The organism is Pseudomonas deceptionensis (genome assembly GCF_900106095.1).
GTDB classification, from domain to species: Bacteria; Pseudomonadota; Gammaproteobacteria; order Pseudomonadales; family Pseudomonadaceae; genus Aquipseudomonas; species Aquipseudomonas deceptionensis.
In genome coordinates this window covers 2202263-2221879 of record NZ_FNUD01000002.1, presented here as the reverse complement: position 1 = coordinate 2221879, position 19617 = coordinate 2202263, and the positions used below count along the sequence as shown (strand labels likewise).

16 protein-coding genes and 4 tRNA genes are annotated in these 19617 nt (G+C 58.2%); 11 read left to right on the top strand and 9 right to left on the bottom strand.

Annotation, left to right across the window (positions count from 1 at the left end; translation table 11 throughout):
• Positions 1–61 precede the first annotated feature (61 nt).
• From prpC to BLW11_RS10115, 3 genes are all read right to left on the bottom strand, one after another.
• Positions 62–1189: a bifunctional 2-methylcitrate synthase/citrate synthase gene (gene prpC, locus BLW11_RS10125; RefSeq protein ID WP_048358844.1), complete on the bottom strand. Its 1128-nt coding sequence runs from the start codon at positions 1187–1189 to the stop codon at positions 62–64.
• Positions 1190–1351: 162 nt separating this feature from the next.
• A complete protein-coding gene (gene prpB, locus BLW11_RS10120; protein ID WP_048358845.1) occupies positions 1352–2239 on the bottom strand; it encodes a methylisocitrate lyase in 888 nt (295 codons plus the stop codon).
• Positions 2236–2955: a GntR family transcriptional regulator gene (locus tag BLW11_RS10115; RefSeq protein ID WP_048358846.1), complete on the bottom strand. Its 720-nt coding sequence runs from the start codon at positions 2953–2955 to the stop codon at positions 2236–2238. The genes prpB and BLW11_RS10115 overlap by 4 nt, the downstream gene beginning before the upstream one ends.
• Before the next feature lie 281 nt (positions 2956–3236).
• Between BLW11_RS10115 and rloA the strand changes: the two genes are divergently transcribed.
• The 8 genes from rloA to BLW11_RS10075 all read left to right on the top strand — a co-directional run bounded on the left by rloA (position 3237) and on the right by BLW11_RS10075 (position 12789).
• Positions 3237–3773 (top strand): retropepsin-like aspartic peptidase RloA, encoded by a 537-nt coding sequence (rloA, locus tag BLW11_RS10110; RefSeq protein ID WP_048358847.1) that lies wholly within the window; start codon positions 3237–3239, stop codon positions 3771–3773.
• A 5-nt stretch (positions 3774–3778) separates the two neighbouring features.
• Entirely contained in the window at positions 3779–5311 is a 1533-nt protein-coding gene (gene rloB, locus BLW11_RS10105) for an osmotic stress tolerance membrane protein RloB (protein ID WP_048358848.1), read from the top strand.
• Positions 5311–6300 (top strand): alpha-L-glutamate ligase-like protein, encoded by a 990-nt coding sequence (locus BLW11_RS10100; protein ID WP_048358849.1) that lies wholly within the window; start codon positions 5311–5313, stop codon positions 6298–6300. The genes rloB and BLW11_RS10100 overlap by 1 nt, the downstream gene beginning before the upstream one ends.
• Before the next feature lie 164 nt (positions 6301–6464).
• Positions 6465–7808, top strand: a complete 1344-nt coding sequence (gene pabB / locus BLW11_RS10095) for an aminodeoxychorismate synthase component I (RefSeq protein WP_048359515.1) — start codon at positions 6465–6467, stop codon at positions 7806–7808.
• Positions 7809–7876: 68 nt separating this feature from the next.
• Positions 7877–8611: a phosphoadenylyl-sulfate reductase gene (locus BLW11_RS10090; protein WP_048358850.1), complete on the top strand. Its 735-nt coding sequence runs from the start codon at positions 7877–7879 to the stop codon at positions 8609–8611.
• A 150-nt stretch (positions 8612–8761) separates the two neighbouring features.
• Entirely contained in the window at positions 8762–9280 is a 519-nt protein-coding gene (locus BLW11_RS10085; protein WP_048358851.1) for a sigma-70 family RNA polymerase sigma factor, read from the top strand.
• 7 nt (positions 9281–9287) lie between these two features.
• The gene (locus BLW11_RS10080; protein WP_048358852.1) at positions 9288–10274 is read left to right on the top strand and encodes a FecR family protein; all 987 of its coding nucleotides are present in this window, start codon (positions 9288–9290) and stop codon (positions 10272–10274) included.
• A gap of 76 nt (positions 10275–10350) precedes the next feature.
• The gene (locus BLW11_RS10075) at positions 10351–12789 is read left to right on the top strand and encodes a TonB-dependent siderophore receptor (RefSeq protein ID WP_048358853.1); all 2439 of its coding nucleotides are present in this window, start codon (positions 10351–10353) and stop codon (positions 12787–12789) included.
• A gap of 214 nt (positions 12790–13003) precedes the next feature.
• On the opposite strand, the gene BLW11_RS10070 is transcribed toward BLW11_RS10075, so the two are convergent.
• The 4 genes from BLW11_RS10070 to BLW11_RS10055 form a co-directional block, all read right to left on the bottom strand.
• Positions 13004–13080: transfer RNA gene (locus BLW11_RS10070), tRNA-Asp, on the bottom strand.
• A 19-nt stretch (positions 13081–13099) separates the two neighbouring features.
• Positions 13100–13175 (bottom strand) — tRNA-Val (locus BLW11_RS10065).
• A 218-nt stretch (positions 13176–13393) separates the two neighbouring features.
• Positions 13394–13470: transfer RNA gene (locus BLW11_RS10060), tRNA-Asp, on the bottom strand.
• Positions 13471–13489: 19 nt separating this feature from the next.
• Positions 13490–13565: transfer RNA gene (locus tag BLW11_RS10055), tRNA-Val, on the bottom strand.
• Positions 13566–13725: 160 nt separating this feature from the next.
• Between BLW11_RS10055 and rdgC the strand changes: the two genes are divergently transcribed.
• From rdgC to sugE, 3 genes are all read left to right on the top strand, one after another.
• On the top strand, positions 13726–14646 hold the full coding sequence (gene rdgC / locus BLW11_RS10050) for a recombination-associated protein RdgC (RefSeq protein WP_048358854.1): 921 nt from the start codon (positions 13726–13728) through the stop codon (positions 14644–14646).
• A 151-nt stretch (positions 14647–14797) separates the two neighbouring features.
• Entirely contained in the window at positions 14798–15763 is a 966-nt protein-coding gene (locus tag BLW11_RS10045; RefSeq protein ID WP_048358855.1) for a bile acid:sodium symporter family protein, read from the top strand.
• 118 nt (positions 15764–15881) lie between these two features.
• Positions 15882–16196 (top strand): quaternary ammonium compound efflux SMR transporter SugE, encoded by a 315-nt coding sequence (gene sugE / locus BLW11_RS10040; RefSeq protein ID WP_048358856.1) that lies wholly within the window; start codon positions 15882–15884, stop codon positions 16194–16196.
• Between the two features lie 49 nt (positions 16197–16245).
• Here sugE and BLW11_RS10035 read toward each other — a convergent pair whose 3' ends face one another.
• Entirely contained in the window at positions 16246–18120 is a 1875-nt protein-coding gene (locus BLW11_RS10035; RefSeq protein WP_048359516.1) for an MFS transporter, read from the bottom strand.
• Positions 18121–18254: 134 nt separating this feature from the next.
• Positions 18255–19406 (bottom strand): TDT family transporter, encoded by a 1152-nt coding sequence (locus BLW11_RS10030; RefSeq protein ID WP_048358857.1) that lies wholly within the window; start codon positions 19404–19406, stop codon positions 18255–18257.
• Between the last annotated feature and the right edge of the window lie 211 nt (positions 19407–19617).

Below are 19617 nucleotides of genomic sequence, written 5' to 3'. Positions count from 1 at the left end.
TCACGGTAGTTACAAAAGGGGAAGCTGGCACCCACATTTAGCGCAGTACCAGCTTCCTCACTCAGCGACGCTCGATTGGCACGAACTTGCGCTGTTCTACGCCGATGTACTCGGCGCTCGGGCGGATGATGCGGTTATTGGCGCGCTGTTCGAACACGTGCGCCGCCCAGCCGGTCAGGCGTGAACACACAAAGATCGGGGTGAACAGCTTGGTCGGAATGCCCATGAAGTGGTACGCCGAGGCATGGTAGAAATCGGCGTTGGGGAACAGCTTCTTTTCCTCCCACATGGTTTTGTCGATCGCTTCGGATACCGGGAACAACACGGTGTCGCCCACTTCGTCTGCCAGCTTCCTGGACCAGCCCTTGATCACCTCGTTACGCGGGTCGCTGTCTTTATAGATCGCGTGGCCAAAGCCCATGATCTTGTCTTTGCGCGCCAGCATGCCGAGGGTGCCCTGCACCGCCTCTTCTGCCGAACCGAAACGCTCGATCATTTCCATCGCTGCTTCGTTGGCGCCACCGTGCAGCGGGCCACGCAGGGAACCGATGGCGGCGGTGATGCAGGAATACAGATCGGACAGGGTCGATGCGCACACCCGTGCGGTAAAAGTCGAAGCGTTGAATTCGTGCTCGGCGTAGAGGATCAGCGACACGTTCATGACTTTGACGTGCAACTCGCTCGGTTTCTTGTCATGCAGCAAGTGCAGGAAGTGGCCACCGATGGACTCTTCGTCGGTCACGCAGTTGATGCGCTTGCCGTCGTGGCTGAAGCGATACCAGTAGCACATGATCGCCGGGAAGGCCGCCAGCAGACGGTCGGTTTTGTCGTGCTGCTCGGAAAAGTCTTTCTCCGGTTCGATATTGCCCAGGAACGAACAACCGGTGCGCATCACGTCCATCGGGTGGGCGTCGGCAGGGATGCGTTCCAGCACTTCTTTCAGCGCCTGGGGCAAGTCACGCAGCTTTTGCAGCTTGGCCGTATAGGCCGCCAGCTCGGTTGTGGTTGGCAGTTCGCCGTACAGCAGTAGGTAAGCCACTTCTTCGAAGCGGGCTTCGGCTGCCAGTTCACGTACGTCATAACCACGATAAGTGAGGCCAGCGCCTTCCTGACCTACGGTGGACAGAGCTGTCTGCCCGGCTACCTGGCCGCGTAATCCGGCACCACTCAATACTTTTGCTTCGGCCATTGCGCTCTCCAATCTTGAATTTGTTAGGGATTCGGCAACTACTGGGTTCAATACATTCATCTGTGGGAGCGAGCCTGCTCGCGGCTCAGGCAACACGGTTTGCCTGAAGCACGGCACTGATCCCATCGCGAGCAGGCTCGCTCCCACAGGATCAGTGTCCGGTTATTTCTTTGAGGCAAACAGGGCATCGAGCTTCTGTTCGAACTCGTGATAGTTGATTGCGTCGTACAGCTCCATGCGGGTTTGCATGGTGTCGATCACGTTTTGCTGGGTGCCGTCGCGGCGGATGGCGATGTAGACGTTTTCGGCCGCCTTGTTCATCGCACGGAATGCCGACAGCGGGTAAAGCACCAGCGAAACATCAGCGCCAGCCAGTTGCTCTGTGGTGTACAGAGGGGTCGCGCCGAACTCGGTGATGTTGGCCAGAATCGGCGCTTTCACCCGATTGGCGAACAGTTTGTACATTTCCAGTTCGGTGATCGCTTCAGGGAACACCATGTCGGCGCCCGCCTCAACACAAGCCGCCGCACGCTCCAGGGCAGACTCCAGACCTTCGACAGCCAGCGCATCAGTGCGCGCCATGATCACAAAGCTGTCATCGGTGCGGGCATCGACGGCCGCTTTAATGCGGTCGACCATCTCTTGCAGCGAGACGATTTCCTTGTTCGGGCGATGGCCGCAGCGCTTGGCGCCAACCTGGTCTTCAATGTGGATCGCTGCAGCGCCAAACTTGATCATCGACTTTACGGTGCGCGACACGTTGAAGAACGAGGAGCCGAAGCCGGTATCCACGTCCACCAGCAGCGGCAGGTCGCACACGTCGGTGATGCGGCGCACGTCTGTCAGCACATCATCCAGGCCGGTAATGCCCAGGTCAGGCACACCCAAAGAGCCCGCAGCGACGCCGCCACCCGACAGATAGATCGCCTTGAAGCCGGCACGTTTGGCCAGCAGCGCGTGGTTGGCGTTGATCGCGCCCACCACTTGCAAAGGATGTTCGCTGGCGACTGCATCACGGAAACGCTGGCCTGGACTGTTCTTATTGCTCATGACTCACCTCGTGGAGTGGCTGTCTGCTGGGCGTCTTCGTAGTGACGCGCGATATTGCGTTTCGAAGCGCCGATATGTCGGCGCATCAACAACTCGGCCAATTCGCCGTCGCGATCGGCAATGGCATCGAGAATGCGGTGGTGCTCGGCAAACGCCTGGTGAGGGCGGTTGGGCGTGGTGGAAAACTGGATGCGATACATGCGCACCAATTGATACAACTCGCCGCAAAGCATCTGGGTCAACGTGCGATTGCCGCTGCCTTGAATAATCTTGTAATGAAAATCGAAGTCGCCTTCTTGCTGGTAGTAGCCGACACCGGCCTGGAAGGCCTCATCGCGCTCATGGGTTTCGAGCACGCGACGCAACTCCGCGATGTCTTCATCGCTCATGCGCTCTGCGGCCAGGCGGCAGGCCATGCCTTCAAGGGACTCGCGAATTTCGTAGAGTTCGATCAGCTCCGCGTGGCTCAACGACACGACCCGCGCGCCGACATGGGGGATACGCACCAGCAAGCGCTGGCCTTCGAGGCGATGGATGGCTTCGCGCAGCGGCCCACGGCTGATGCCGTAGGTGCGGGCCAGCTCAGGCTCGGAAATCTTGCTGCCCGGGGCGATCTCGCCTTTGACAATAGCCGCCTGAATACGCCGAAAGACGTTTTCGGACAGGGTTTCCGAGTCGTCCTGGGCGATCGTGACCGGCTCTAGCGCTTGCAGCATATTGTCGACACCTTGCAAATCAATAGCGCCAAAACTAGCCATTTATGCACAAACAGTCAAAGACTAAATTGATATTGTCGACAATCCGCTCATTCGACCTTGGTTTAATCGACAGCGCTTGAATCCCGATCGAACCGCCCCGGCGCTGGCGCCATAAAACCTTCATGCTAGAATGCCGGCCGCATCCGCCCTGCCTCATCTATAAGGGCAGCCGCACGAGGACACTTGCGCACCTGCCAGTCGCCTTGAACTGAAGCTTGCAAGAGACCACGCCCCGATTTATGAAATTTTTCCCCCTCTACACCCTTCTTTGCCTGCTGTGCGTACCGGGCTTGAGCCTTGGTGCCGAAAAAACCGTTTACGGGCTCAACGAATACGCCCAACTGGCAGGCATTGACTTGCAGGTGGCAGCCAAACTCGACACTGGCGCCAAAACGGCCTCGCTGAGCGCCCGCGATATCAAACGTTTCAAACGTAACGGCGAAAGCTGGGTACGTTTTTACCTCGCCATCGATGATGCCCACTCGCACCCCATCGAACGCCCGCTGGCACGGGTCAGCAAGATCAAACGTCGCTCGGGTGACTACGACCCTGAGTCAGACAAGAACTACACGTCGCGCCCGGTAATTTCCCTCGAAATCTGCATGGGCAAGGCTTTACGCACTATCGAAGTGAACTTGACCGATAGAAGTGCGTTCCAATACCCGTTATTGATCGGCTCCGAAGCACTCAAACGCTTTGATGCGCTGGTTGACCCAAGTCTTAAATATGCTGCTGGCAAACCTGCCTGCGCCGCCAACGCTCAAACCGCAGAGTAATTGAAATGCGCGCTCTTACCCTTCACCTGAAAATCTTGATCACCATCCTTGTGGTGCTGGGCATTTCGATTACCGCCTACCAGATTTTTGCCCTCGGCATTCCTGTCACAGAGGACGCCACTGACGACCTCTGGAACATCGACGCCAAGGTCGAATTTGTTGCCAGTTCCAAAGACCCGGTCAAGATCCAGATGTTCGTACCGCCGCTGAACCGCGACTACGTCAGCCTGAACGAAAGCTTCATCTCCAATAACTACGGGGTGAGCGTCAACCGGGTTGATGGCAACCGCAAAGTTACCTGGTCCGCCCGCCGGGTCAGTGGCAAGCAGACCCTCTACTATCGCCTGGTGCTGACCAAGCGCTACTCGGGCGACAAGACCAAGGTCAAAGGCCCGGTATTCCGCGACAGCATCGCCGTCGAAGGCCCGGAGAAAATCGCCGCAGAAGCATTGCTCGCGCCGATTCGCCAGCACTCGGCCGACGTCGAAACCTTTATCAGCGAGACCATCAAGCGCGTCAGCAACCCCAACGATGACAACGTGAAGCTGCTGCTGGCCGGCGATCCGTCGACGGCCCACAAAGCCCAGGTCATCGAATTGCTGCTGTCGATTGCCCACGTTCCCATGGAAAAGGTCCACACCATCCGTCTCGTGGCCGATCAGCCGCAAACCCCGGAATTGTGGCTGCGCAGCTTTAATGGCAACGACTGGCTGTACTTCAACCCCGAGACCGGTGAACAGGGTCTTCCGTCTGACCGCCTGCTGTGGTGGATCGGTGACGAGCCAATGGTCACGGTCGACGGCGGTAAAAAACCCAACGTTACCTTCAGCCTGAACAACAGCGAAATGAACGCCATTCGCCTGGCCAAGCTGACCGACGAAAACACTGACGCCAACTTCCTCGAATACTCGCTGTACGGCTTGCCGCTGCAGACCCAGCAAACCTTCATGATCATGGTGATGATCCCGATTGGCGTCCTGGTGATCCTGATTCTGCGCAACCTGATCGGCCTGCAAACCCTGGGTACATTTACCCCGGTACTGATCGCCCTGGCGTTCCGCGAAACCCAGCTGGGCTTCGGGATAATCCTGTTTACAGTCATCACCGCACTCGGGCTGACGCTGCGCTCCTACCTTGAGCACTTGAAACTGCAAATGCTGCCGCGCCTGTCAGTGGTGCTGACCTTTGTGGTCATCCTGATCGCGGCCATCAGCCTGTTCAGCCACAAGCTGGGCCTGGAACGCGGGCTCTCGGTCGCCTTGTTCCCGATGGTGATTCTGACAATGACCATCGAGCGCCTGTCGATTACATGGGAAGAGCGAGGTGGCGGGCATGCCATGAAAGTCGCGATCGGCACGTTGTTCGCAGCCACTTTGGCCTACCTGGTGATGAGCATCCCGGAGCTGGTGTACTTCGTATTTACCTTCCCGGCAGTCCTGCTGATCATGGTCGGCTTTATGCTGGCAATGGGTCGCTATCGCGGCTATCGCCTGACCGAGCTGGTGCGTTTCAAAGCGTTCTTGAAGGCTGACTCCTGATGTTTGGCTTCTGGAAGACCTGGAAGGCCCTGGAAGCCAGAGGCATCATGGGCATCAATCGGCGCAATGCGGACTACGTACTCAAGTACAACAAACGCAGTTTGTATCCGATTGTGGATGACAAGATCATCACCAAGGAGCGCGCAATCCAGGCCGGCATTCACGTGCCGGAAATGTACGGCGTGATTTCCACCGAGAAAGAAATCGACAAGCTCGATGAAATCATCGGTGGCCGCAGCGACTTCGTGATCAAGCCCGCGCAAGGCGCGGGCGGTGACGGCATCCTGGTGATCGCGGACCGCTTCGAAGACCGTTTCCGCACTGTCTCGGGCAAGATCATCAGCCATGAGGAGATCGAACATCAGATCTCCAGCATCCTGACCGGTCTGTATTCCCTGGGCGGCCACCGTGACCGCGCGCTGATCGAGTACCGGGTTACGCCGGATCAGATCTTCAAAAGCATCAGCTACGAAGGTGTGCCGGATATCCGCATCATCGTGCTGATGGGCTACCCGGTCATGGCCATGTTGCGCCTGCCCACCCGTCAATCGGGCGGCAAGGCCAACCTGCACCAGGGCGCCATCGGTGTCGGTGTCGATCTGGCGACCGGCCTGACCCTGCGCGGCACCTGGCTGAACAACATCATCAGCAAGCACCCGGACACCACCAACGCAGTGGACGGCGTGCAATTGCCCAACTGGGACGGCTTCATGAAGCTGGCGGCGGGCTGTTATGAGTTGTGTGGCCTGGGTTATATCGGTGTCGACATGGTACTGGACCAGGATAAAGGCCCGCTGATCCTGGAACTCAACGCCCGCCCGGGCCTGAATATCCAGATTGCCAACGACTGCGGCCTGACCCTGCGTACCCACGCGGTCGAGGCTCACCTTGAAGAGTTGGCGGCCAAAGGCATCAAGGAAACACCGGAAGAGCGCGTGCGCTTTGCCCAGGAACTGTTTGGGCATATTCACCAGCCTGACGCTGAATGACCTGTAGCCGCTGCCGCAGGCTGCGATAAGTCCCTAAGGGGCTTCGCTTTTCAAAAGCGCGAGCCCTTAGGACTCGATCGCAGCCTGCGGCAGCGGCTACATAGATTTACCGTCCTACACAGGACTACAATCTGCACCCCGCTCCGATGGCTGATTTGCTTCGCATGTTGACCTGTTCTGTACACCCGCTGCCCTACATCGCCAACCCTGCCGACTATTTTGCAGCCATTCGCCATGCGCCCGGCGCCGTGTTGCTGGACAGTGGCCGCCCCACCGCAGACCGCGGACGCTATGACCTGATGAGTGCCCGGCCGCTGGCAGAACTGACCCTGCAGCCCGGCGAATCGGGCCGCGATTTTTTGCAGCGCCTGCGTGACAACCTCAAACAACTGGGCAATGCCACGCTCCCGGACGGTTACGACCTGCCCTTTGCCGGCGGGTTGATCGGCTACTTGAGCTATGACTTTGGCCGACAGCTCGAACAGCTGCCCGCCCACGCCCTTGATGACCTGCACCTGCCAGATGCGCGACTGGGCCTGTATGCCTGGGCCCTGATCAGCGACCATCAGGCGGCCACCAGCCAATTGGTGTTTCACCCACGCTGCGAGCCCCTGGAGCGTGAGCACCTGATCCAGTTGTTCACTCAGCCCGCACTGTTGCACAGCGAAGCTTTTTCGCTCAAACAGCCGATGCAGCCGGACATCAGCGCCGCCCGGTACGAGCAGGCTCTGGCCCAGATCCATCGCTATATCCAGGCGGGCGACTGCTACCAGGTCAATTACACCCAGCGTTTCAGCGCCCAGTGCGAGGGCGATGCGTGGACAGCGTATTGCGCGTTACGGGCAGCCTGCCCGACACCGTTTTCAGGCTTTATGAGCCTGGCGGATGACGACGCGATTTTGAGCCTGTCACCGGAGCGCTTTGTGCGGGTCAGCCAGAACCAGGTGGAAACCCGGCCGATCAAAGGCACCCGCCCTCGGGGCAGAGACAGCGCCGAAGATGCAGCGAACGCCGCCGAACTGCTGGCCAGCCCCAAGGATCGTGCAGAAAACCTGATGATTGTCGACTTGCTGCGTAACGACCTGGGGCGCACCTGCCGTACCGGATCGGTCAGCGTGCCGCAGCTGTTCACCCTCGAAAGCTACCCCAACGTCCACCACCTGGTGAGCAGCGTGATCGGCGAACTGGCCGACGGTAAAGATGCACTGGATCTGATCGGCGACAGCTTCCCCGGCGGCTCGATTACCGGGGCCCCGAAAATCCGTGCGATGCAGATCATCGATGAACTGGAACCCACGCGCCGCAGCATCTACTGCGGATCCTTGCTGTACCTCGATGTACGCGGCGAAATGGACAGTTCCATTGCGATTCGCAGTCTGCTGATTAAGGACGGGCGCGTCAGTTGCTGGGGCGGCGGCGGCATTGTGGCCGACTCTGACTGGCAGGACGAATACCAGGAATCGATCACCAAAGTGAAGGTGCTGCTCGATACGCTGCAAACCCTGTAGCTCGCGCTTTTTGCTAAGATCGCGTTACTAGAGAGCGCCCAGCGCCATTCACTGTAGGAAGCCGCCTGATGAGCCATCCGTTTGACGTCGCTGAACTCGCCGCGACATACGCCAGCAAGTCCCCGCAAGACATTCTCAAACTCGCCTTTGAACACTTTGGCGACGAACTCTGGATCTCTTTCAGCGGCGCCGAAGACGTGGTGCTGGTAGACATGGCCTGGAAGCTCAACAAGAACGTCAAGGTTTTCAGCCTCGACACCGGCCGCCTGCACCCTGAGACCTATCGGTTCATCGAACAAGTGCGCGAGCACTACAAGATCCAGATCGAGCTGATCTCCCCGGACCAAAGCAAGCTGGAACCGTTCGTCAAAGAAAAAGGCCTGTTCAGTTTCTACAAAGACGGCCATGGCGAATGCTGCGGCGTGCGCAAGATCGAGCCGCTGCGCCGCAAATTGTCGACCGTCAAAGCTTGGGCCACCGGCCAGCGCCGCGACCAGAGCCCCGGCACCCGCAGCCAGGTGGCCGCACTGGAAATCGACGGCGCGTTCTCGACGCCCGAGCGCCCACTGTACAAATTCAACCCGCTGGCACAAATGACCAGCGAAGAAGTCTGGGGCTATATCCGCATGCTGGAGCTGCCTTACAACAGCCTGCATGAGCGCGGTTTTATCAGCATCGGCTGCGAGCCCTGCACCCGCCCGGTACTGCCCAACCAGCACGAGCGCGAAGGCCGCTGGTGGTGGGAAGAAGCTACTCAGAAAGAATGCGGCCTGCATGCCGGCAATCTGATTGCCAAGAGCTGATATCCGCACCAACCTTGCACACGATTTGTAGCCTTTGCCGCAGGCTGCGGCAGCGGCTACAGATGTCAGCAACCATCGTCCAACTTGCGTTTACCCCGGACTTTCGTTGAGAATTGGTAATTATTCTCAATAACATTTAGGCAAAGTCCTATGTCTTCGGGTGAACCTTCCTATCAGACAGCTATCACCGAGCTGTACTGCGAGCATCACGGCTGGCTGTTCGGGTGGTTACGCAGAAAGCTCGGATGCGCCCAGAATGCCGCCGATCTGGCACAGGACACCTTCACCCGAATCCTCAATGCCCGCGAATCCGTGGCCACTCTGCGTGAACCCCGGGCCTTTTTGAGCACGACTGCACGCCGACTGATCATTGATCAGGTACGCCGCAAAAAGATTGAAACCGCCTACCTGCAAGAGCTTGCCCTCACCGCGCAAGCACTCGAAGGCTTTCAATCGCCCGAGCAAATCCTCACCACCCTGGAAGCCCTGGAACAGATCGCCTTTATTCTTGAAGGCATGCGGGACAAGCAGCGCCAGGCTTTTGTGTTGTATTACCTGGACGGCCTGACCCAGAGCGAAATCGCCAGGCAACTGGAGCTGTCTGACCGCACGGTGCGCAAGTACCTGATTCAGGCACTGCTGCATTGCAGCCACAGCCTGGACACCTGACAGAACCATGTCCGAGCAGCCCCAGACAATAGATGAACAAGCCGCCGAATGGATTCTTCGCCTGCATGAGGAAGGCTTCACTGAAGGGCTGCGCCTGGAATTCGAGTGCTGGAAACGACAAAGCCCGCAGCACGCCGCTTCAGCCCTGCGCATGCAAGATGTCATCAGCCGCCTGCAGTCCCTGCGCGAACACTCTGCCCCGGCAAAAGCAGCGCTCAACGCCGCATTCCGCGGGCGCAAGGCTGCACCCCCGCGCAAACACCACGTGCGCGCCCTGCTGATTGTCGGCTGCCTGACCTTGCCGCTCACACTGCTCCTGCAAAGCCATTACCCCGAGCTCTGGCTGGCCGATATCAGCACCGGCCCCACTGACTGGAAAACCCGGCGCCTTGCCGACAACTCAAGCATTACCCTCAGCGGCACCAGCGCAGTCAATGTGCATTTCGACAGCAAGGAGCGCCGTATCGAATTGCTCCAGGGTGAAGTGCTGGTCGACGTCGCCCACGACAGCACTCGCCCGTTTTTCGTACAGACGGCTCAAGGCAGCATGCGCGCACTGGGTACACGCTTCGTGGTCAAACGCCAGGGCGACACCACGGTGTTGAGCATGTTGCAGTCGCGGGTTGCCGCGCAAAGCATGAACGAACAGCAGACCGTGGAAGTGGGCGCCGGCTCCCAGGCACTGATCCGCCGTGACGCGGTCGAACTCAGCGGCACCGTCTCCCCGGCCAGCATTGATGAGGCCTGGCGCCGTCATCAACTGGTAGTTGAAAACCAGCCCCTGCCCCAGGTACTCGATGAGATTTCCCGCCATCGACGCGGCCATTTGCAGTTTGATCGCACCGCCCTGGCCAGCCTGCGGGTCTCGGCCGTGTTGCCCCTGGACGATACCGACAGGGCACTGCAACTGATCGCCGAAACCCTGACCCTGCAGATCAAAACCTATACCCCGTGGCTGATTGTGATCAGCCCGCTGCAACAATCTAAAAAATAATTATTCGCATTAGTTCCACTTTATTCGAGCCAGCCGTCAAGGTAGATACAACGACTCATAAAGGACTGCGCTCTTCATGTCGACCTCCTCCAACCTGCGCCGGCGCTTTGGCCCGCGCACTTGCACGCCTCTGGCCCTGGCGATTCACCTGATTGCGGCCTCGGCGACCGGCGTGCTCTGCACCTCGATCGCTCATGCGCAATCGGCAGCCGTGCAATCCTATGACATTCCCCCAGGCCCATTGAGCAGCGCATTGAATCGCTTTGCGCAACAAGCCGGCGTGGCGATCATGTTCCAGTCAAACAATCTTGACGGGCTGACCACCCCCGGGCTGCACGGCGCCTACAGTGAACATGAGGGCTTCGAGATGCTCTTGCGCGGCAGCGGTTTTACCGCGGTCAAAAGCGCCAACGGCTACATGCTCGATGTACTGCCTGCCGCAGGCGGCGCCATGGAACTGGGGGCCACACAGGTCAGCGCCAACCAGTTGGGAACCATCACCGAAGGCACGGGCTCATACACCCCTGGCTCCATCGCAACCGCTACCCGCATGGTGCTGACACCGCGCGAAACACCGCAGTCCATTTCCGTGGTGACACGCCAGGCCATGGACGACTTTGGCCTCAACTCGATCGATGACGTGATGCGCCACACCCCCGGCATCACCGTAGCCACTTATGACAGCGATCGCACCAGCTACTACTCCCGTGGGTTTGCGATCAAGAACTTTCAGTACGATGGCATCCCGATCCTGCAGGACCCGCAATACTCAGCCGGGCATACCCTCACCGACACGGCCATTTACGACCGGGTCGAGATCCTCAAGGGCGCAACAGGGTTGCTCACAGGCGCAGGCGGCCCGGGCGGCACCATCAATATGGTGCGCAAAAAACCCACTCACGAATTCAAGGCCCATATCGATGTGGGCGCAGGTTCATGGGACAACTACCGCTCCGAGATTGATGTCAGCGGACCATTAACCGAGAGCGGCAATGTGCGTGGCCGGGCCGTGGCGGCCTATCAGGACAAGCACTCGTTCATGGACCACTACAAGCGTGACAGTGAGGTCTACTACGGCATTCTTGAGGTGGACCTGAGCCCCGACACCCTGCTGACCCTCGGTGCCGACTATCAGGACAACAACCCCAAAGGTTCCAGCTGGTCGGGCAGCGCCTCGCTGTTCAACTCCGCAGGCGACCGGATCAGCACCCCGCGCTCATTCAACAATGGCGCCAAGTGGAGCAGCTGGGAGCAATACACCCGAACACTGTTCTCGACCCTGGAACACAACTTTGACAATGGCTGGGTCGTTAAAGGCCAGTACAACCACCAGATCAACGGCTACAACGCACCGCTGGGCGCCCTGCTCGACCCGAACGCCACCACCGGTCTGGCGAAAATGCTCGCACGCAAGTACACCGGCGAATACGTCAGCGACAGCGGCGACCTGTTTGCCACCGGCCCGTTCAGCCTGCTGGGGCGCGAACATGAACTGGTCATCGGCGGCTCTGTGTCCAAGTCACACTGGACCGGCAAGGACTACACCAATGCCAAAATGGTCAATAACGCCTACGACTACTACAACTGGGACGGCGACAGCCTTGAACCGGACTGGGGCAACGTCACGTCATACAACGATGAAACCACGCGCCAGACCGGTGCTTACATGACAGGGCGCTTCAGCCTGACCGATGATCTGACACTAATGCTGGGCACCCGGGTGGCCGATTACACCCTCACCGGCACCAGCCACGCCAAAGACACGGGCAAGGTCTTGCCTTACGCCGCCGTGATCTATGACCTCAACGACAATATTTCTGCCTACACCAGCTATACGGAGATTTTCCTGCCGCAGTCGTACTACCGCGATCGCGACAACAAGATGCTTGAACCCGATGAAGGCACCAACTATGAGGTGGGCCTCAAAGGCGAATTCTTTGACGGGCGCCTGAATTCAAGCCTGGCGTACTTCGAAGTGCATCAGGACAACCGCCCTGAAGCGGATACTGCCTACAACGGCAACCCGACCAACCCGGACATTGACTATGCCTACAAAGGCATCAAGGCCAAGACCAAGGGTTACGAAGCAGAGATTTCGGGCGAATTGCTGCCTGGCTGGCAGCTGCAAGCGGGCTATACGCACAAGGTAATCCGCGACCAGACCGGTAAAAAGGTCTCGACCTGGGAACCTGAAGACCAGATCAATCTGTACACCAGCTACAAGTTGACTGGCGAACTCGACAAACTGACCTTGGGCGGCGGCGTTCGATGGCAGGGTACCGGCTGGCAGATGCTGACCAACTGGAATAAAGGCGGCGTCGAAGAAAAGTTCTCACAAGACCCGTACTGGCTGGTTGATCTGATGGCGCGGTACCAGATTTCGAAAAACCTCTCGACCACCGTCAACCTCAACAACGCGTTCGACAAGTCGTATTACACCAACATCGGTTTCTACAACTCGTCGTACTACGGTGATCCGCGCAACGTAATGGTGACAACGCGCTGGGATTTCTAAGAGAACCTCTGTAGCCGCTGCCGCAGGCTGCGATAAGGGCCGCAGGACCTTCGCTTTTTGTTGAATAACAGAAGCGGGTCGCTACGTAACCCATCGCAGCCTGCCGCAGCGGCTACAAGTTTTGATAAACCACAAAACACACGCGCACAAAAAAGCCTGCACTAGGCAGGCTTCTTGCTGATCACAAGCGTTCAAGGGGCTTGTGTTCAAAATATGGCGCAGCGGACGGGACTCGAACCCGCGACCCCCGGCGTGACAGGCCGGTATTCTAACCGACTGAACTACCGCTGCGCGTAACATTGAAAGTAAGTGGTGGGTGATGACGGGATCGAACCGCCGACCCTCTGCTTGTAAGGCAGATGCTCTCCCAGCTGAGCTAATCACCCTTTACTTCACTCTCGTTGCGGGGCGCATTCTCTCACACTTTTCGTGTAAGTGGTTGTTTTTATTTAAGTTTTTTTCAAAACCCGTAAAAACAACCGTTTCCAACGCCCTGCTTCTTTGATTTCGCAGCGAACTGCCAAACCGAAGCCTTTCGGGAAAAACCAGCACTACGCTGTTTTACCCCAACCACAAGCGTTCAATGGGCTTGTGGTACAAAAAATGGCGCAGCGGACGGGACTCGAACCCGCGACCCCCGGCGTGACAGGCCGGTATTCTAACCGACTGAACTACCGCTGCGCGTAACACTGTGAGCGAATGGTGGGTGATGACGGGATCGAACCGCCGACCCTCTGCTTGTAAGGCAGATGCTCTCCCAGCTGAGCTAATCACCCTTTCACTCTCGGTGTGGCGCGCATTCTACGTAGCGACCTATAGTCTGGCAAGCACTTTTTAAAATAATTTTCCTAGGCATGACAAAGGCTTAGCTCAGGGTTGGCCTAAGCCGCCATGAAGCGAATAATGCCTTCTTTGTATATAGGAGTGATTCACCCCATGTGGTTCAAAAACCTGCTTATCTATCGCCTGACCCAAGATCTGCCTTTTGATGCGCAGGTGCTGGAAACTGCACTGGCCACCAAACCGGCCCGCTCATGTTCAAGCCAGGAATTAGCCACCTACGGTTTCGTTGCCCCGTTCGGCAAAGGCGAAGACGCGCCGCTGGTTCACGTCAGCCAGGACTTCCTGCTGATCGCCGCCCGTAAAGAAGAACGCATCCTGCCAGGCAGCGTTGTGCGCGATGCATTAAAGGACAAGGTCGAAGAGATCGAAGCCGAACAGATGCGCAAGGTCTATAAGAAGGAGCGCGACCAGCTCAAGGATGAAATCATCCAGGCCTTCCTGCCACGCGCCTTTATTCGCCGCTCGGCGACCTTTGCCGCCATCGCGCCTAAACAGGGCCTGATCCTGGTCAACGCTTCCAGCCCGAAACGCGCCGAAGACCTGCTGTCCACCCTGCGCGAAGTCATCGGCTCGCTGCCGGTTCGCCCGCTGGCGGTCAAAGTTGCACCAAGCGCGGTCATGACCGAGTGGGTCAAAACCCAGAAAGCCGCCGACAACTTCTTCGTCCTCGACGAATGCGAGCTGCGCGACACCCACGAAGACGGCGGGATTATCCGCTGCAAACGCCAGGACCTGACCAGCGACGAAATCCAGCTGCACTTGAGCACCGGCAAAGTGGTTACTCAACTGTCACTGGCCTGGCAGGACAAACTGTCGTTCGTGCTGGACGACAAACTGGTGGTCAAACGCCTGAAATTTGAAGACTTGCTGCAAGACGAAGCAGAACAGAACGGCGGTGACGACGATCTGGGCCAGCAGGACGCCAGCTTCACTCTGATGATGCTGACCTTCGGCGAGTTCTTGCCGCAGCTGTTTGAAGCACTGGGCGGCGAAGAGATCCCGCAGGGGATCTAAACACCGCTGCAATCTTCTTCTTGCGGGAGCGAGCCTGCTCGCGAAGGTCTCACTGCGGTCATACACACACCGCGCCGATCCTTTCGCGAGCAGGCTCGCTCCCTCGGAGGGGGCGGTTGGCAATACTCCATAATCACAATAAAGGACCACCATGCGCGCACTTGCTGCCTTAAGCCGCTTTGTCGGTAATACCTTTGCTTACTGGGTACTGATCTTCGCCGTGCTGGCATTTCTGGAACCCGGCTGGTTTGTCGGCCTTAAAGGCTACATCGTGCCGCTGCTGGGTCTGGTGATGTTCGGCATGGGCCTGACCCTAAAACTCGATGACTTCGCCGAAGTTGCCCGCCATCCGTGGCGCGTGGCACTGGGCGTGGTTGCTCATTTCGTGATCATGCCCGGCGTGGCGTGGTTGCTCTGCCAGGTGTTCCACCTGCCACCTGAAATCGCCGTCGGCGTGATTCTCGTGGGTTGCTGCCCAAGCGGCACCTCATCCAATGTCATGACCTGGCTGGCTCGGGGCGATCTGGCGCTGTCCGTTGCAATCGCCGCCGTGACCACCCTCCTCGCCCCCTTGCTGACCCCGGCCCTGATCTGGCTGCTGGCGTCCGCCTGGCTGCCGGTTTCATTCATGGAACTGTTCTGGTCGATCCTGCAGGTGGTTCTGCTGCCGATTGTGCTCGGCGTACTGGCCCAGCGCCTGCTGGGCGCACGCGTGCGTTTTGCCGTCGACGTGTTGCCGCTGGTCTCGGTCGTCAGCATCGTGATCATCGTTGCCGCCGTTGTGGCCGCCAGCCAGGCGCAGATCGCCAAGTCCGGCCTGCTGATCATGGCTGTCGTCATGCTGCACAACAGCTTCGGTTACTTGCTCGGCTACTTTACCGGCCGCCTGTTCAAGCTGCCGCTGGCCCAGCGTAAATCTCTGGCACTGGAAGTCGGCATGCAGAACTCCGGGCTGGGCGCCGCTCTGGCCAGTGGGCACTTTTCACCGCTGGCCGCCGTACCCAGCGCACTGTTTAGCGTCTGGCACAACATTTCGGGCGCACTGCTGTCGACGTATTTCCGTCGCATGAGCGAGAAGGAAGACCGCCTGGCAGCAGCTAAACCTGCGACTGAGTGAAAATTCGGGGTTGCCTGTCAGACAAATCATGTGCAATATACTGCGCACTGCGAAGACGACTTCGCGACTCATCGAGTGATTATTCTGGGGACGACCCCATCAATTGATGGAGATAACCATGCCTTGGATTATTCTGTTTTTCGCAGGTCTGTTTGAAGTTGGCTGGGCCGTCGGCCTGAAATACACCGACGGTTTCACCCGCCCGATGCCGACAATCCTGACCGTCGGCGCGATGATCATCAGCCTTGGCCTGCTTGGCCTGGCCATGAAGTCGCTGCCACTGGGTACCGCCTACGCCATCTGGACAGGCGTCGGCGCGGTCGGCACGGTCATCGCCGGGATCATCCTGTTTGGTGAGTCCATGGCACTGTTCCGGTTGGCCAGCGTTGCACTGATCATTGCCGGCCTGGTTGGCCTCAAGATCAGCGCGTAATGCATAAAATTGTGGGAGCGAGCAGGCTCGCTCCCACACTGCCTTTGATTTACTGCACGGACCCGCGCAACTCCATCACCCGCTCACGCAACACCTTCTGCGTAGCCTCATCAGCCGCTATCGGCACGCCTGCAACCAGGGTTACCCGCGACCACAATCGACGCAAAAAACCCTTGTTCGGATCGCGACTAAAGAAGCTGCCCCACAACCCTTGCAACGCCATCGGAATCACCGGTACCGGCGTACGCTCCAGAATCCGCGTCACACCCGCCTTGAACTCATCGATCTGGCCATCGGTGGTCAGCTTGCCTTCCGGGAAGATGCACACCAGTTCGCCCTCGCTCAGATACTTGGCAATCTTGTTGAAAGCCTTCTCGTAAATCACCTCATCTTCGCTACGCCCGGCAATCGGAATGGTGCCCGCTGTACGGAAGATAAAGTTGAGCACTGGCAGATTGTAGATTTTGTAATACATCACAAAGCGAATCGGGCGACGGACCGCACCGCCTATGAGCAGCGCATCCACAAACGACACGTGGTTACACACCAGCAAGGCTGCACCCTCATCCGGGATCAGCTCCAGGTTTTTATGCTGCACGCGGTACATGGAGTGGCTGAGCAGCCAGATCATGAAGCGCATGCTGAACTCGGGCACGATTCTGAAGATGTAGGTATTCACCGCGATGTTCATCAACGACACCACGAGAAACAACTCAGGAATCGTCAGTTTGGCCACGCTCAACAACAGGATGGTGAGCAGCGCAGAGACCACCATAAACAGCGCATTGAGGATGTTGTTGGCCGCAATCACCCGCGACCGCTCATGCTCCGCAGTGCGCGACTGGATCAATGCGTACAGCGGCACAATATAGAAGCCGCCAAACACGCCCAACCCGAGAATATCGAACAGTACCCACCATGCCTGACTGAACCCCAGTACGCCCAGCCAGTCGTTAGCCTGGATGTTCTGCGGCATATGCCCCGAATGCCACCACAGCAGCAGGCCAAAGACCGTCAGGCCAAATGAGCCAAAGGGCACCAGGCCAATCTCGACCTTACGCCCCGAGAGCTTCTCGCACAGCATCGACCCCAACGCGATACCCACCGAAAACACGGTGAGGATCAACGTAACTACGGTCTCGTCGCCATAGAGCCACTCTTTGGCATACGCCGGAATCTGCGTCAGGTAAATCGCACCGACAAACCAGAACCACGAGTTGCCCACTACCGAACGCGACACCGCAGGCGTCTGATTAAGCCCCATGCGCAGGGTGGCCAAAGACTCGCTGAAAATATTCCAGTTCAGGCGCAGGCCCGGCGTGTCGGCCGGCGCAGCAGGAATGGCGCGGCTGGCCAGATACCCCAGCACCGCCACCGAGATAATCACCACCGAGACGATCACCGTGTAATTGCCGGACGAGAGCATGATCCCCGCACCAATGGTGCCCGCCAGGATCGACAGAAAAGTGCCCATTTCCACCAGGCCATTGCCCCCGACCAGCTCATCCTCATGCAGGGTTTGCGGCAGGATCGAATACTTCACCGGCCCGAACAGGGCTGAGTGAGTGCCCATGGCAAACAGCGCGACCAGCATCAACGCCAGATGATCAAAGGCAAAACCTATGGCCGCGACAATCATGATCGCGATTTCGCCCAGCTTGATCAGGCGAATCAAGCGATCCTTGGGGTACTTTTCACCGAACTGACCCGCCAGCGCCGAAAACAAGAAGAACGGCACTATAAAGAGCAGCGCACACAGATTGACCCAGATCCCGCGATCACCCTCGATGTTCAACTTATAAAGGATGGCCAGGATCAGCGACTGCTTGAACAGGTTGTCATTGAGCGCACCCAGGGACTGGGTCACGAAGAAGGGCAAGAAGCGACGTTTGCTTAACAAGTTGAACTGCGAGGAGTGACTCATCATCCATGTACTCACGTTGCGCCGATGGCTTTCTCATTGGAGGGCCGTTGTAACACTCAGGGCACAACCTTGCTCGGGTTCTGTCGGCGAACACGCACTGTCAGGCGTTTTCGTACAGAACCCGAGCGCACGTCTTACTTCTTCAAGCCCGCGATACACGGCGACACGAACAGCTCGCCGCGATAAGCCCCTTGCACGGTGCGCGTGCCAACCAGCAGCCACATCAGCGCCAGCGCCACCACCAGCACACAACCGGCCACATCAAAAAAGCTCAGGTGCAACATGCTGCCCAGGCGCAGGGTGGCCAATGAGTACACGCCCAGCGGGAAGGTAAAGCCCCACCAGCCCAGGTTGAACGGGATGCCGGCACGGAAGTAGCGAATCGTGATCAGCGACGCCATCACAATCCACCACAAGCCAACCCCCCACAAAATAACCCCGGAGATCAGCCCCAGACCTTCGGCAATCTCACCGATCCGCGCCAGACCATTGGCAGCAAAAATCGCCGGGGCATCAGCCCCCAGCAACAGCAAGCCCAGGGCGCCAGTACCGATTGGCCCCAAAGCCAGCCAGCTAGAGGCAGCCATGCTCTCATGGGGCAATTTATGCAGCGCCATGCGCAGGATCAAAATGGTCAAAATGCTGAACGCCACCGGCACCGAAAACGCCCACAGCACATAGCTGGTAATCAACACATGGAACTGCGCGACCGTATCGCTCAGATAGGGCGCCAACAGCCCGCCACTGGCCGCCGCAACTTCTGCCGCCACCACCGGCAACAGCCAGACTGCGGTCATCTGATCGATGCTGTGGTCCTGACGGGTAAACATCAGGTAGGGAATCAGCACGCCGCAGCCCAGCGCCATGGCCACATCGATCCACCACAGCACCTCGGCCACCTGCACCATTTCGTTGCCCCAACGCGGCACACCGAACACCAGGAAGCCGTTGATGATGGTCGCCAGCCCCATGGGAATGGTGCCGAAAAACATCGACACGGTGGAATGCCCGAAAATACGCCGCGCTTCATCGAAGTACAGCACCCAGCGCGCGCCATAAAGCACGCTGAATAGAATGAACAAACCAATATTGAACAGCCACAAACCTTCGGCAAAGGCGTGTATGCCAGGGATATGCACCGGCAACTGAGCCAACGCCAACGCCAAAACCCCCGTGCCCATGGTGGCGGCAAACCAGTTCGGCGTGAACTGGCGGATCACTTCGCGCGGGTGCTGCAAGTGGCTAAATGGCCGAAAACCGGCTTTGGCTTTGTTTGGGCAAGTCATGGGTTCCTCCTGATCCTCATATGAGGTGGCGTTAGAGTAGAACCAAATCGAATATCTATATAACGGGTAATTTCTCTAACTGTTATCTATTACACCGATATATAGCTTTTCCGGCCCCACTCAACCCCTGCGACACCAAACCACGCTCAGACCATGGTCGACACTGACGCGCCCCGAACATCATGCGAGACTAGCTTCCCGCAGCCGGATT

Coding starts and splice junctions, on each gene's coding strand:
- BLW11_RS10035 (WP_048359516.1), bottom strand. CDS start 18,120: ATGAGTCACTCCTCGCAGTTCAACTTGTTAAGCAAACGTCGCTTCTTG.
- pabB (WP_048359515.1), top strand. CDS start 6,465: ATGTTGACCTGTTCTGTACACCCGCTGCCCTACATCGCCAACCCTGCC.
- rloB (WP_048358848.1), top strand. CDS start 3,779: ATGCGCGCTCTTACCCTTCACCTGAAAATCTTGATCACCATCCTTGTG.
- prpB (WP_048358845.1), bottom strand. CDS start 2,239: ATGAGCAATAAGAACAGTCCAGGCCAGCGTTTCCGTGATGCAGTCGCC.
- BLW11_RS10090 (WP_048358850.1), top strand. CDS start 7,877: ATGAGCCATCCGTTTGACGTCGCTGAACTCGCCGCGACATACGCCAGC.
- BLW11_RS10075 (WP_048358853.1), top strand. CDS start 10,351: ATGTCGACCTCCTCCAACCTGCGCCGGCGCTTTGGCCCGCGCACTTGC.
- rloA (WP_048358847.1), top strand. CDS start 3,237: ATGAAATTTTTCCCCCTCTACACCCTTCTTTGCCTGCTGTGCGTACCG.
- rdgC (WP_048358854.1), top strand. CDS start 13,726: ATGTGGTTCAAAAACCTGCTTATCTATCGCCTGACCCAAGATCTGCCT.
- BLW11_RS10115 (WP_048358846.1), bottom strand. CDS start 2,955: ATGCTGCAAGCGCTAGAGCCGGTCACGATCGCCCAGGACGACTCGGAA.
- BLW11_RS10100 (WP_048358849.1), top strand. CDS start 5,311: ATGTTTGGCTTCTGGAAGACCTGGAAGGCCCTGGAAGCCAGAGGCATC.
- sugE (WP_048358856.1), top strand. CDS start 15,882: ATGCCTTGGATTATTCTGTTTTTCGCAGGTCTGTTTGAAGTTGGCTGG.
- prpC (WP_048358844.1), bottom strand. CDS start 1,189: ATGGCCGAAGCAAAAGTATTGAGTGGTGCCGGATTACGCGGCCAGGTA.
- BLW11_RS10045 (WP_048358855.1), top strand. CDS start 14,798: ATGCGCGCACTTGCTGCCTTAAGCCGCTTTGTCGGTAATACCTTTGCT.
- BLW11_RS10085 (WP_048358851.1), top strand. CDS start 8,762: ATGTCTTCGGGTGAACCTTCCTATCAGACAGCTATCACCGAGCTGTAC.
- BLW11_RS10030 (WP_048358857.1), bottom strand. CDS start 19,406: ATGACTTGCCCAAACAAAGCCAAAGCCGGTTTTCGGCCATTTAGCCAC.
- BLW11_RS10080 (WP_048358852.1), top strand. CDS start 9,288: ATGTCCGAGCAGCCCCAGACAATAGATGAACAAGCCGCCGAATGGATT.